The organism is Xylophilus sp. Leaf220, assembly GCF_001421705.1.
Classification (GTDB): Bacteria; Pseudomonadota; Gammaproteobacteria; order Burkholderiales; family Burkholderiaceae_C; genus Xylophilus.
In genome coordinates, this window is record NZ_LMKO01000002.1 from 1 (window position 1) to 13,449 (window position 13,449).

12 protein-coding genes are annotated in these 13,449 nt (G+C 65.7%); 5 read left to right on the forward strand and 7 right to left on the reverse strand.

Translation table 11 applies throughout. From position 1 onward, the window contains the following. The 3 genes from ASE76_RS20810 to ASE76_RS04920 form a co-directional block, all read left to right on the forward strand. A partial coding sequence (locus tag ASE76_RS20810; protein WP_201781836.1) for a hypothetical protein occupies positions 1 to 641 on the forward strand: 641 nt, incomplete at its 5' end. Continuing rightward, positions 638 to 853 (forward strand): hypothetical protein, encoded by a 216-nt coding sequence (locus tag ASE76_RS20410; RefSeq protein ID WP_156362525.1) that lies wholly within the window; start codon positions 638 to 640, stop codon positions 851 to 853. The genes ASE76_RS20810 and ASE76_RS20410, both read left to right, overlap by 4 nt. A gap of 44 nt (positions 854 to 897) precedes the next feature. Beyond that, positions 898 to 1,596 carry a hypothetical protein gene (locus tag ASE76_RS04920; protein WP_055835707.1) on the forward strand — a complete coding sequence of 233 codons (699 nt, stop codon included), beginning with the start codon at positions 898 to 900 and terminating at the stop codon, positions 1,594 to 1,596. Positions 1,597 to 1,746: 150 nt separating this feature from the next. Here ASE76_RS04920 and ASE76_RS19880 read toward each other — a convergent pair whose 3' ends face one another. The 7 genes from ASE76_RS19880 to urtA all read right to left on the reverse strand — a co-directional run bounded on the left by ASE76_RS19880 (position 1,747) and on the right by urtA (position 8,639). After that, on the reverse strand, positions 1,747 to 2,109 hold the full coding sequence (locus tag ASE76_RS19880) for a zinc ribbon domain-containing protein (RefSeq protein WP_082448009.1): 363 nt from the start codon (positions 2,107 to 2,109) through the stop codon (positions 1,747 to 1,749). Between the two features lie 13 nt (positions 2,110 to 2,122). Continuing rightward, positions 2,123 to 3,349, reverse strand: a complete 1,227-nt coding sequence (fmdA, locus tag ASE76_RS04930; protein WP_055835713.1) for a formamidase — start codon at positions 3,347 to 3,349, stop codon at positions 2,123 to 2,125. 57 nt (positions 3,350 to 3,406) lie between these two features. Next, entirely contained in the window at positions 3,407 to 4,096 is a 690-nt protein-coding gene (gene urtE / locus ASE76_RS04935) for an urea ABC transporter ATP-binding subunit UrtE (RefSeq protein WP_055835717.1), read from the reverse strand. A gap of 19 nt (positions 4,097 to 4,115) precedes the next feature. After that, positions 4,116 to 4,859 (reverse strand): urea ABC transporter ATP-binding protein UrtD, encoded by a 744-nt coding sequence (gene urtD, locus ASE76_RS04940; RefSeq protein WP_055835722.1) that lies wholly within the window; start codon positions 4,857 to 4,859, stop codon positions 4,116 to 4,118. Positions 4,860 to 4,925: 66 nt separating this feature from the next. Continuing rightward, the gene (gene urtC, locus ASE76_RS04945) at positions 4,926 to 6,131 is read right to left on the reverse strand and encodes an urea ABC transporter permease subunit UrtC (protein ID WP_055835724.1); all 1,206 of its coding nucleotides are present in this window, start codon (positions 6,129 to 6,131) and stop codon (positions 4,926 to 4,928) included. Positions 6,132 to 6,159: 28 nt separating this feature from the next. Beyond that, complete coding sequence (gene urtB / locus ASE76_RS04950; protein ID WP_055835727.1) at positions 6,160 to 7,074, reverse strand: urea ABC transporter permease subunit UrtB; 915 nt, start codon at positions 7,072 to 7,074, stop codon at positions 6,160 to 6,162. 299 nt (positions 7,075 to 7,373) lie between these two features. Continuing rightward, on the reverse strand, positions 7,374 to 8,639 hold the full coding sequence (gene urtA / locus ASE76_RS04955) for an urea ABC transporter substrate-binding protein (RefSeq protein WP_055835730.1): 1,266 nt from the start codon (positions 8,637 to 8,639) through the stop codon (positions 7,374 to 7,376). A 291-nt stretch (positions 8,640 to 8,930) separates the two neighbouring features. Here urtA and ASE76_RS04960 point away from each other — a divergent pair, with 291 nt between their 5' ends. Together ASE76_RS04960 and ASE76_RS04965 are read left to right on the forward strand one after the other, a co-directional pair. Next, a complete protein-coding gene (locus ASE76_RS04960) occupies positions 8,931 to 12,383 on the forward strand; it encodes an ATP-binding protein (protein ID WP_055835733.1) in 3,453 nt (1,150 codons plus the stop codon). Next, complete coding sequence (locus ASE76_RS04965; RefSeq protein WP_082448010.1) at positions 12,367 to 13,338, forward strand: response regulator; 972 nt, start codon at positions 12,367 to 12,369, stop codon at positions 13,336 to 13,338. Before ASE76_RS04960 ends, ASE76_RS04965 begins: the two co-directional genes overlap by 17 nt. Positions 13,339 to 13,449: the final 111 nt, after the last annotated feature.

The window sequence follows — 13,449 nt, forward strand, 5'->3', positions numbered from 1 at the left end:
CTTTATTGCGCCCGCTTCGGGCTGTCGATGCAGGCGGTTATTGCAGCGCTGCTCGCCGCTCCGGTCGAGAACCGATCGGCCTGCGGCTGAGAACGGAATTGTTCAGGGCGGACTCTTTAGTTGCTCATCATTTGGCATACAAAAATGAATCAGATGTCCCAAAAGCACTAATGCGAAAACTGAGTGCATTGTCAGGCCTATTTGAGACCGCCGACGATCAGTTCGAGAATTTAAAAAGTGCGCGGCTAATGTATATTGAATCCAAAGAGAAGGAGATCACTGAAAAAGATCCCCAATCCCTAAAAGCAAATTTGAATTTGGATATATTAATGGCCTATGGGAAATCAAAGTTTCCAGACAGGAAAAGTCACTCATCAGATGAATTCTCCGAGCTACTATCCGAACTTCAAGAGTATGGCTACAAAAACCTTAACGCTCTTGAAAAAGCCGTAAGCAAGGGTTTGCCAACGGCTTTAGAGGAGGAGATAGCCAAGCCACCCCTCGATGAACATATGGAAAGAACCATGTATTCATCTATTGGATTAATTAGAACATCGCTGTCCCATGTTGATGCAGAATATTGTTTAAATAAATATGGTGAAGATGCACTCCGAAAAAACAAGGAACGTGGTTTGATGTGATCTTGATTGAAGCAAAAGTGCTAACTATGTTCAACATTCCGGACTGGTTCGGCCCACTCGACAGTTCAAAGTACCTCGTCGCGTCAATGGAGCCAAGCGGCCTGCTGCTGGGAGGAAACATTGAGCTTCTGCTCTTTCAAGGCTGGGTAACCAAGTTCTGCGCAAAGCGGACGCTTGCTCTTGGGCATGAGGTATATGACGCAGAGATCTAGGAGTGCAATGCTCAACCTTTTGCTAGAGCGGACGTTAGGCCTCTATGCCGGACATTGAAGAAGCACTTATTGCATGGCAGACCACGCTGTGCAAAGAGGTTGATGTTGGCAGACTTATAGCGAGAAGCCCTTCGGCGCACAAATGGAAGGCGCCATGGCGGGCGCTGCTTCTTCGCGAAGCGGTAGCTTGGCGATTGGTAGATCTTATGCAGCAGTCAGTCCAGCTGCATAAAGCAAAGCATGTATTGGGCGCACGCATTCTGGTGAGGTCTGCCTTTGAGACTCTCGGCATGCTGATCTATTCGAATCAAGACATTCGCCGGGTGGTTGCCAATGAGCTGAACTTCCACGAGTTTTCAAAGCGCACTAGTCAGTTGCTTCTGGGGTCCCGCGATAAGACCACGAATCTCGTGTCCATCAACATACTGACAGTCCTTCAAAGGGCCGACAAGCGATTCCCTGGTCTTCTTGGATGGTATGAGGCGCTGTGCGAATCCGCCCACCCGAACTACGAAGGCATGCTCGCGGGCTATTCCTCGAACGACTCAACTGAGTTCATCACCACCTTTGAGAATCGCTGGGATGCCATGTACGGCACCAGTCATTTGGGCTCTATAAAGGCATGTGCGGCTGTCTTTGATGCGGAGTACAACCACGAGTGGCCAGACGCATTTGACAAACTAGAAAAATGGATCGAAGCCAATGATGAAATGCTTGAACGTTCGCAGCCGACGGAATGCTAACCCTGCGCGGCAGCGGGACGGCTTCGCCGTCTGCTGAACTCGCACATAAGCGTCCGATGCGCATAGAGAAAACCGCCGGCGCAGGGCTGCGACGCACGACCCATAAACCAGCCTGCAACAACTGTTTGCATAACTCCGAAAGCTGTCGCCTCAATGGCTAATCATCCAAGGCCTTTTCGTAGGAAACGCCTTCGCCCCATTCGCCCCCGTCACCGTAGCCCCCCGCTTCCCTGCCGTACTGCTGCAGCACCCGCACCCCGCCGGATGCCGCATCCGCCCATAGCTCCCCTGCTCGGTATTGCGTGACGACCGCGGCGCGTGCTGCGCCCGCTCGTTGGTGTCGAAGGCGCGGCGCTGGTCGGGGCTGATGCAGGCCAACCTGGGGGCGCTGGCAAACACGCGGGGGGACGCCGCGCTGCAGCCGGGGCAGGCGGCAGGCTCGTTGCGCAGGGCCAGGCTGCGGATGGCGTCGAAGCCGCCGCAGGCGGCGCACTGGTAGTCGTAGGTGGGCATGGTGGTGCGGGGCCTACACGATGTCGTGCGATAGGGGCATCTGGATGCTGCCGTCGATGAACTTGGTCGGGCCGTCGGCGTTCGGGTTGATGTCGAAGTCGAAAATCCCGGTGGGCAGCCACAGCGTGGCGCACGAATTGGGCACATCGACCACGCCGCTGATGTGGCCCTGGACCGGGGCGGTGCCCAGGATGGAATAGGCCTGCGCGCCGCTGTAGCCGAACTTCTTCAAATACTCGATGGCGTTCAGGCAGGCCTGGCGGTAGGCGACGTTCACGTCCAGGTAGTACTGCTTGCCGGCCTCGTCGACCGAGATGCCTTCGAAGATCAGATAGTCGTTGTACTGGGGCGCGATCACGCTGGGCTTGAAGATCGGGTTCTTGATGCCGTACTTGGCCATGCCGCCCTTGATCAGCGTCACCTTCATGTGCACCCAGCCGGCCATTTCGATCGCGCCGCAGAAGGTGATCTCGCCGTCGCCCTGGCTGAAGTGCAGGTCGCCGACCGACAGGCCCGCGCCGTCGACATACACGGGGAAGAACACCTTCGATCCGCGCGACAAATCCTTGATGTCGCAGTTGCCGCCGTGCTCGCGCGGCGGCACGGTGCGGGCGCCTTCCGCGGCCGCCCTGTCGCGGGCCTCGCCCTTCAAGCGGCCCATGTGGGCGGTGCCGGCCGAAGGCGGGTTGGCCAGGCCGGCGGTGGGGTCGGTGTCGATGAGCTTCTGCTCGCGCTCGTTCCACAGGTCCAGCATCTTCTTGTCGGGCAGGCAGCCGATCAAACCGGGATGGATCAGGCCGGCGAAGTTGACGCCCGGGATGTGGCGCGAGCTGGTGAACATGCCCTTGAAGTCCCAGATCGATTTCTGCGCTTCGGGGAAATGCTCGGTCAGAAAGCCGCCGCCGTTCTTCTTGCTGAAGAAGCCGTTGAAGCCCCACAGGCTGTCCTGCTTGGCACCGATGTCGAGCAGATCGACCACCAGCAGGTCGCCCGGCTCCGCGCCCTTCACGCCCACCGGGCCCGAGAGGTAGTGCACCGTGGTCAGGTCGATGTCGCGCACGTCGTCGGCGCTGTCGTTGTTCTTGATGAATCCGCCGGTCCAGTCGAAGGTTTCCAGGATGAAGTCGTCGCCAGGGTTCACCCAGCAGGCCATCGGAATGTCCGGGTGCCAGCGGTTGTGGATGTTCTCGTTCTCGGTGGGCGACTTCGTCAAATCGACCTTGATGAGGGTGTCGGTCACGGCGGGCTCCTTTGGGGGTGAGTAAACGGGTGCGGTTGGGTACGACGGGCGCGGCCGTCAGACCGAGAGATACGACTTGATGCGCTGCTGGTCGGTATTGGCGCGGGTGGTCTCGTGCACCAGGCGGCCGCCCTCGATGACGAACAGCCGGTCGGCCACGTCCATCGCGAAGCTCAGCACCTGCTCCGAGACGACGATGGTCAGCTTGCGCATCTTGCGGATCTCGTTCAAGGCCTTGGCGATGTCCTTGATGATCGAGGGCTGGATGCCCTCGGTGGGCTCGTCGAGCAGCAGCACCTTCGGGTCGGTGACCAGGGCGCGGGCGATGGCCAGCTGCTGCTGCTGCCCGCCCGAGAGGTTGCCGCCCTTGCGCCGGCGCATGTCCCACAGCACCGGGAACAGCGCGAAGATTTCTTCGGGAATGATCTTGTGCTTGGCGTTCTCCAGGCCGGTCTGGATGTTCTCCTCGACCGTCAGCGTGGGGAAGATCATCCGGCCCTGCGGCACGTAGGCGATGCCCTTGGCGACACGGCGGAAGCTCTCGTCCTTCGAGACGTCCTGGCCCGCCACCTCGATGCGGCCGCTCTTGGTGGGCAGCACGCCCATCAGGCTCTTGAACAGCGTGGTCTTGCCCATGCCGTTGCGGCCCATGATGGCGACGGTTTCGTTGGCGTTGCCTTCGAACGAGATGCCGTGCAGCGCCTCGCTCTGGCCGTAGGCGACGTGGAGGTCTGTGACTTTCAGCATGGTGGTCGCTCTCTTCGATTCAGTGGCCGAGATACACGTCGATGACCTTGGGGTCGGCCTGCACCTTGTCCATCGGGCCTTCGGCCAGGATCTTTCCCTGGTGCATCACGGTGACCTTGTGGGCGATGCGCTTGACGAACTCCATGTCGTGCTCGATCACGATCACCGCGCGGTTCTTGCAGATGCGCTGCAGCAGCTCGCCGGTCAGCTCGCGCTCGCGGGCGCTCATGCCGGCGATGGGTTCGTCCAGCATCAGCAGCTCGGGCTCCTGCATCAGCAGCATGCCGATCTCCAGCCACTGCTTCTGGCCGTGGGAGAGCAGGCCGGCCTCGGTGTCCAACTTGTCGTGCAGGCCGATGTCTTCGGCGACCAGACGCACCCGGCTCTTCACCTCGTCGGTGCACTTGAAGGCCAGCGCGCCGAAGACGCTGCGGCCCGCGGGGTACGACACCTCCAGGTTCTGGAACACGCTCAGGTTCTCGTAGATCGAGGGCGTCTGGAACTTGCGGCCGATGCCCAGGCGCACCCGCTTGTGCTCGGCCATGCGGGTCAGCTCGGTGTTCTTGAACTTGATGCTGCCGGCGCTGGCCTTGGTCTTGCCGCAGATCAGGTCGAGCAGCGTGGTCTTGCCGGCGCCGTTGGGGCCGATGATCACGCGCAGCTCGTTCTTGTCGATGTAGAGCGTCAGCGCGTCGATGGCCTTGAAGCCGTCGAACGAGACCGTCAGGTCTTCCACGGCGAGGGCGAAGTCGGTGTTGCTCATGGGGCGGTCCTGCAGATGGCGGAAAGGGGTTGCGTGCGGGCGTGCGGTGCGGCGGCGGGCCTAGGCTCAGACGCCCTGGCTGCGCACGCCGTCGGGCAGGGTCGGGGCCGGCGCGATGGGGGCGGGCGGCTTGGCGGGCGCATCGGGTTCGCGGGCGGTGGTGGCCGCCATCGCTGCCTTGCGTGAAGCACCGCCGCGGCGGTTCTTCCAGCGGGGCACCACATGCTCTTCCCACACGCCGGCCAGTCCCATCGGGAAGGCCATCGTCACGCCGATGAACAGGCCCGCCATCAGGAACAGCCACAGGTCGGGGAAACTCTCCGAGAAATACGTCTTGCCCGCGTTGACCAGCAGCGTGCCGTAGACCGCGCCGACCAGGCTCATGCGGCCCCCGACGGCGGCGTAGATCACCATCTCGATCGAAGGCACAATACCGACGAAGCTCGGCGACATGAAGCCCACCTGCAGGGTGAACAGCGCACCACCGATGCCCGAGAGCGCGGCCGCCAGGCAGAAGGTGAAGACCTTGAAGTTGGAGACGTCGTAGCCTGAGAAGCGCACCCGGTCTTCCTTGTCGCGCATCGCCAGCAGCAGGGTGCCGAACTTGCTGGTCTGTATCCAGCGGCAGAGCAGCATCGCCCCGACCAGCAGGCCCACGCAGACGTAGTAGAGGATGTACTTGGCGCTGTCGGTGCGGGTGTCCCAGCCCAGGATGGTCTTCAGGTCGGTCATGCCGTTGACGCCGCCGGTGTAGCCCTGCTGGCCGATGATCAGCACGGTGACGATCAGCGCCACCGCCTGGGTGATGATGGCGAAGTACACGCCGCCCACGCGGCGCTTGAACATCGCGTAGCTCACGATCCAGGCCAGCAGCGTGGGCACCACGATCACCGCGGCCAGCGAGAACGGCAGGCTCTTGAACGGCACCCAGAAATTGGGCAATTCGGTGATCTGGTTCCAGTCCATGAAGTCGGGGATGCCCGGGGTCGACTGGATCTTGGTGGTCTCGGGGTCGGAGGCTTCCAGCTTCAGGAACATGGCCATCGCGTAGCCGCCCAGGCCGAAGAACACGCCCTGCCCCAGGCTCAGCACGCCGCCGTAGCCCCACACCATCACCAGGCCGATGGCGACGAAGGCGTAGCTCAGGTACTTGCCCACCAGGTTGAGCCGGAAGATGTCGAGCGACAGCGGCAGGACCACCGCGAGCAGCGCGACGAGGATCAGCATGCTGGCGAGCTGGTAGCGCAGGATCCAGGATTTGACGAGGTTCATAAGATTTCTCCGGCTTGTCCAGGCGCGATCAGCGGCGTACTTTCGAGGCGAACAGGCCTTGCGGGCGGATCATCAGGATCAGCACGATCATCGAGAGCGTGATCACCTTGGCCATCGAGCCGGCCAGGAAGAACTCGGTGATCGACTGGGTCTGGGCGATGCCGAAGGCCGAGACCACCGTGCCCAGCAGGCTGGCGGCGCCGCCGAAGGTGACGACCAGGAACGCGTCGACGATGTAGAGCGAGCCGGAGGTCGGCCCGGTGGAGCCGATGGTGGTGAACGCGGCGCCGGCGATGCCCGCGATGCCGCAGCCGATGGCGAAGGTCAGGCGGTCGGTCTTCTTGGTGTCGATGCCGATCGAGTTGGCCATCACCCGGTTGCTGACGGTGGCGCGCACCCGCAGGCCCCAGCGGCTCTTGTGCAGCGCGATCAGCACACCGGCGGTGACGACGGCGGTGAGCGCCAGCACGAACATGCCGTTGATCGGGATGTCGAGCCCCTCGGCCGGCGCCCAGGAGCCCAGCAGCCAGTCGGGCAGCGTGGGGCTGACCTCCTTCGGGCCGATGAAGGAGCGGAACGACTGCTGCATCGCCAGGCTGATGCCCCAGGTGGCCAGCAGCGTGTCGAGCGGTCGCTTGTACAGGTGCCGGATCAGGCCCCACTCCACCAGCCAGCCGGCCGCGAAGGCGATGAAGAAGGCCGCGACGATCGCGACCGGGAAGTAGTAGGGCGTCCACTGCGGCGCATGGGTGGCCGTGAGGGTGGAGCCCAGGTAGATGGTGTAGGCGCCGATGGTCATGAACTCGCCATGCGCCATGTTGATCACGCCCATCTGGCCGAAGATGATCGCCAGCCCCAGGCCCATCAGCAGCAGCACCGCGAACAGGCTCAGCCCCGCGAAGCCCTGCATCAGGCCGATGTTCATCATTTCGGAAACGGTCATGGAAAGGCTCCGGAGAAAGCGACGCAGGCGCTTCTGGCTGTCATGTCTTGCCCCCTCTCCCGCACGCGGGAGAGGGCTGGGGTGAGGGCGCGTGCACGGGCAACCGGCTCCCCCTCACCCCTCCCTCTCCCGCAGGCGGGAGAGGGCGATCGGTCGCGCTTCTGGTGGCCGGCAGCGCCTCGGCAAGCGAAGCGAAGCCCTCCTCAGAGATGCCGCGGAACCGGCTTTGCCGGGCCGCTGGCATCGCCCCCGGTAGGGGGTTGGCGGCCACACGCAGTGGGCAAGCCTGGGGGCGAGCTTTACTGGTAACCCTTCGGGAACGGATCGGGTTTGATCAATTCGGGCGATTCGGAGACGACCTTGAAGCTCGCATCCGCCTGGCCCTGCGCGATGCGCGACTTGCTCCACAAATGGTGGTTCGCGTCGATCTTCACGTAGCCCTCGGGCGCGGTCTTGAGCTCGATGCCCGGCGATGCGGCGACCACCTTGTCGACGTCGAAGCTCTTGGCCTTCTCCACCGCGGCCTTCCACAGCCAGGGGCCGAGGTAGCCGGCCTGGGTCACGTCGCCGATCACCGCGTTGGCGCCGTACTTGGCCTTGAAGGCGGCGACGAACTTCTTGTTGTTCTCGTTCTCCAGGGTCTGGAAGTACTTCATCGACGAGTAGAAGCCCTTGAAGTTCTCGCCGCCCACGCCGGTCATCTCGTCCTCGGTCACCGCCAGGGTCACCAGCAGCTGCTTGTCGCCGGTGATGCCTGCTGCCTTGAGCGCCTTGTAGAAGGCCACGTTGGAGCCGCCGACCACCGCGACGTAAATGCAGTCGGGCTTCTGCACCTTGATCTTGTTCATCAGCGAGCCGAAGTTGGTGCTGCCCAGCGGGTAGTACTCCTCGCCGACGACCTTGCCCTTCTGCATGTTCTCGATGTGCTTGCGCGCGATCTTCATCGAGGTGCGCGGCCAGATGTAGTCGGAGCCGATCAGGAAGAAGGTCTTGGCGTTCTTCTCCTTCTTGGCCCAGTCGAGGCTGTAGAGGATCTGCTGGGTGGCTTCCTGGCCGGTGTAGATCACGTTCTTCGACTGCTCCAGGCCTTCGTAGAAGGTGGGGTAGTACAGCAGCCCGTTCTCCTTCTCGAACACCGGCAGCACCGCCTTGCGCGAAGCGCTGGTCCAGCAGCCGAACACCGCGGCGCAGTGGTCGCTGATCAGCAGCTTCTTGGCCTTCTCGGCGAAGGTCGGCCAGTCGGAGGCGCCGTCTTCCTTGATGACCTTGATCTTGCGGCCCAGGATGCCGCCCATGGCGTTGATCTCGTCGATCGCCAGCTGCTCGGCTTGGATCGATCCGGTCTCCGAGATCGCCATCGTGCCGGTGGCCGAGTGCAGCTGGCCCACGGTGACTTCGGTGTCGGTAACCGCCAGCTTGGTGGTGTTGACCTGCGCCGTCGGCTGCGCGTGGCCCCAGGCCGGCAGGCCCGCGACCGATGCGGCGCCGAACGCCTGCAGCAACCGGCGGCGGCCAGCGTCCGCGGTTAGGGAGGTGGGGGCGTTGGCGTCGGGTTGGTGCTTCATGATGAAAGGCGCTCCTTGCAGCAGGCGGTGGGAAATGTCGGCAGAGGTGCCGCGCTGGTCCGAAGATTAGGGAAGACCCTGCGTGCGGCCCATACGTCAAACGACGTACGCATGCGTAGCCGCCGGTAACCTGCCCGGGTGCGCGCAGGTCGCTGCTATGGTTTCGATAGCTGATGACCGGCGATCCGCGCCGGCTGCAGGCCCTTTTTGCTTGCAGAATGCCGCACCGGTGCCCCGTTGCTGCCCTGCCGTGCAGCCGGGCACAAGCCCGCTTCTTGCTTGAAAGCGCCCATGCCCACCGCCCCCCGCCCGCTGCTGCAGCCCGCCCCGCAGACCATCTTCAAGTTCCGGCGCGAATACAACGCCTGGGTGGCCGACGAGACGATGGAGGACTACGCCCTGCGCTACACGCCGAAGAGCTTCCGGCGCTGGAGCGAGTTCCGCGTGGCCAACACCGCCTTCGGCTCGCTCTCCTTCCTGGTGCTGGAGGCGATCGGCGGGGCGATCGCGCTCAACTACGGCTTCGCCAACGCGATGTGGGCGATCCTGGCGGTGGGGCTGGTCATCTTCCTCACCGGCCTGCCCATCACCTACTACGCGGCCCGCTACGGCCTCGACATGGACCTGCTGACCCGCGGCGCCGGCTTCGGCTACCTGGGCTCGACCATCACCTCGCTGATCTACGCGGTCTTCACCTTCATCTTCTTCGCGCTGGAGGCGGCGATCATGGCGCTGGCCCTGCAGATGGTGGTGAGCTGGCCGATCGAGTGGTGCTACGTCGCCTCGTCGCTGGTGGTGCTGCCGCTGGCGATGCGGGGCATCACCCTCATCTCGCGGCTGCAGGCCTGGACGCAGCCGCTGTGGCTGTTCCTGCTGCTGCTGCCCTTCGTCTGGATCGCGCTGTCGCAGCCGCAGCTCTACCGCGATTTCGCGGGGCTCTCGGGCATCAAGAGCGGCAGCAACGGCTTCGATCCGCTGATGTTCGGCGCGGCGGCGGCGGTGATCTTCTCGCTGGTGGTGCAGATCGGCGAGCAGGTCGACATCCTGCGCTTTTTGCCCGAGCGCACCCGCGCCAACCGGGGCCGCTGGTGGGCCGCTGTGCTGGTCGCGGGGCCCGGCTGGATCGTGATGGGCATGCTGAAGATGGCGGCCGGCGCGTTCCTCGCCTTCGCCGCGCTGCAGTTCGAGGTGGGCGTGCACCGCGCGGCCGAGCCGACGCAGATGTTCCTGGCGGGCTTCCAGCAGGTGACGCAGGGCCTGGGGCTGCCCGGCCTGGCGGTGGCGCTCACCGTGGTCTTCGTGGTGGTGTCGCAGGTCAAGATCAACCTGACCAACGCCTATGCCGGCTCGCTGGCCTGGTCCAACTTCTTCGCGCGGGTCACCCGCAGCCACCCGGGGCGGGTGGTGTGGCTGGTGTTCAACGTGGGCATCGCCACGCTGCTGATGGCCCTCGGCGTGTTCGAGGCGCTGGAGAAGGTGCTGGCCATCTACAGCAGCGTGGCCATCGCCTGGGTGGGCGCGCTGGTGGCCGACCTGGTGATCAACAAGCCGCTGGGCCTCTCGCCCAAGGGCATCGAGTTCCGCCGGGCGCACCTCTACGACTTCAACCCGGTGGGCCTGGGCGCGATGCTGATGGCCGCGGTGGTGGCCAGCGCCGCGCACGCCGGCCTGCTGGGGGTGACGGCGGCGGCGTTCTCGCCCTTCATCGCGCTGGCGCTGTCGATGGCGCTCTCGCCGCTGCTGGCCTGGGCCACCAAGGGCCGCTACTACCTGGCGCGATCGCCCGACACCGGCTGGAAGCCCGGCGAGATCGTGCGCTGCGCGGTGTGCCAGAACCAGTTCGAGTCGGAGGACATGGCCCGCTGCCCGGCCTATGCGGCGCCGATCTGCTCGCTGTGCTGCTCATTGGAATCGCGCTGCCACGACCGCTGCAAGACCGGCTCGCGCGCGTCCGACCAGCTGCGGGCGGTGGTGGCCTGGCTGCTGCCGCGCACCTGGGCGCTCAAGTTCAACTTCCGGCTGGGGCAGTACCTGGTGGTGCTGGTGTCGCTGGGCGCGGTGATGGCCTTCATGGTGGGCGTGGTGTACGTGCAGGAGGGGCTGGACACGCCCGCGCAGTTCCTGCGGATGCCGTTCCTGAAGGTGTTCGCGCTGCTCGCCCTGCTGGCCGCCGTCTGCGCCTGGTGGGTGGTGCTCTCCACCGACAGCCGCCGCATGGCGCAGGACGAGTCCGAGCGCCAGACCCAGCTGCTGCTGCAGGAGATCGAGGCCCACAAGCGCACCGATGCCGAACTGCAGGCCGCCAAGGACATCGCCGATGCGGCCAACCAGGCCAAGACCCGCTACGTGGCCGGCATGACGCACGAGCTGCGCTCGCCGCTCAACAGCATCCTGGGCTATGCGCAGATATTGCTGAAGAACCCGCAGGTCGACGGCTGGCTGCGCGAGACGCTGGCCACGATGCAGCACAGCGGCCAGCACATGCACGCGCTGATCGACGGATCGCTGGAGCTGGCCCGCATCGAGGCCGGGCGCCTGCGGCTCGACCCGGCGCCGATACCGCTGGCCGAGCTGCTCGACGACGTCGAGCGCATGATGCGGCCCCAGGCCGAGGCCAAGGGCCTGCGCTTCGCGGTGCAGACCGAGGGCAACGCGCCCGAGTGGATACGGGTCGACGCCAAGCGGCTGCGGCAGATCCTGATCAACCTGCTGGCCAACGCGGTGCGCTTCACCGACCAGGGCACGGTGACGCTGCGGCTCGACTTCAGCCACCACGTCGCGCGGATCGAGGTGGTCGACACCGGCATCGGCATCGCACCGCTCGACCAGGAGCGCATCTTCCTGCCGTTCGAGCGCGGCAGCGCCGGCCGCCGCGCCAGCGAGACCGGCACCGGCCTGGGCCTGACCATCACCCACCTGCTGACCGAACTGATGGGCGGCCAGCTGACCGTGCGCAGCGTGCCCGGCGCCGGCAGCACCTTCACCGTGCGGCTGTACCTGCCCGGCATCGCCGCCGAGGCGGCCCGGCCACTGCGCCGCGCCGCGACCCTGCGCCCGGCCATCGGCTACCTGGCCCCGCGCCGCACCCTGCTGGTGGTCGACGACCAGCCGCTGCAGCGCCAGCTGCTGGCCGCCCTGCTGGTGCCGCTGGGCTTCACCGTGCGCGAGGCCGCCAGCGGCCGCGAATGCCTGGAGATCGTCGAGCACGCCCCGCCCGACATGGTGCTGCTCGACCTGAGCATGGACGACCTGGACGGCTGGCAGACCGCCGCCCTGCTGCGCGCGCTGCGGCCCGCGTCGGAGCTGCCGATCGTCTTCGTCTCGGCCAACCTGTTCGACTACCGGCCCGAGCGGCTCACCGCGCTCGACCTGCAGGGCTTCGTCGGCAAGCCGGTGATCGAATCGGAACTGCTGGCCGCGCTGGAGCGCGCGCTGCAGCTGGAGTGGGTGCACGACAATGCACCCCTGGCGCCGGCCGGCACGCCGAAGGTCGCGCCGCCGGCCGAAGGCGCGGGGGACGCCGCCGCCAGCCCCCCGCCCCTGCCCGACGACCTGCGCGAAGACCTGCAGCGGCTGGCCCGCCAGGGCAACGCCGCGGTGCTGCGCGAGCGGCTGCGGGAGGCGCGCAAGGCCCACCCCGTGCACGCCGCGATGCTGCAGCGCCTGCAGGTGCACTGCGACCGATTCGACTTCCAGGCCCTGGCCGACGAACTGAGAGAACCCGACCATGTGCCCCCCGCCTGACCCCGCGCCGCCGCCCGTACCCGCCGTTGCCCCGCGGCCGGTGGGCGCGGTGACCGCGCCGGTCCCCGCCGCCACGCCCCAGCGGGTGGTGCTGGTGGTGGACGACGCCCTCGACACCCTGCGCATGCTCTGCGACGCGCTGGCCGCCGAGGGCTACGTGGTGCTGGTGGCGCGCGACGCGCAGGAGGCGCTGCAGCGCTTCGAGATCGCGGTGCCCGACGGCGTGCTGCTGGACGCGGTGATGCCCGGCATCGACGGCTTCGCCCTGTGCCGCCAGCTCAAGGCCACGCCGCCCTGGTCGCACGTGCCCATCCTCTTCATGACCGGCCTGTCGGAGACCGAGCAGATCCTGCAGGGCTTCGACAGCGGCGGGGTGGACTACGTCGTCAAGCCGCTGCGCATCCCCGAGGTGCTGGCCCGCCTGGCCACCCATGTGCGCAACGCCCAGGCCACCCGGCTGGCGCGCGAGGCGGTCGACGTGGTCGGCATGGGCGCGGTGGTGCTCGACGGCCAGGGCCGCGTCGCCTGGCGCTCGCCCCAGGCCACCCGCTGGCTCGACGGCGCCTTCGCCGCCGCGCAGCACGCCGAGGACGGCGCCGCCTGGCTGCAGTCGGTGCCCGCCGGCGGCGAGGCTTCCGCCCCGCTGCCCGACGGCCGCCGCTTGGTCGCCCGCCACATGGGCCAGAGCGGGTTTTCCGAATCGATGCTGCTGCTGCACCTCGCCGCCGCCGGCACCGCCGCCGCCCCGCGCCAGCCCGACGTGCCCCTGACCCCGCGCGAATCCGAAGTGCTCTCGTGGCTCGCCAAGGGCAAGACCAACCGCGACATCGCCGACATCCTGGGCATGAGCCCGCGCACGGTGAACAAGCACCTGGAGCACATCTTCGAGAAGCTGGGCGTGGAGACGCGCACCGCCGCGGCGGCGCTGGCCGGGCAGATGCTGCCGGTGGGCTAGACCCGCGGTTTTCTGGATGAAAAGTGGCCGGGGCCGGCGTGGTTCGCCGGCCTCCAGCTACATATTCGATAGCAAAGACGCGTCGGCCGATCCGGCGCCGGCCAGTGCCTA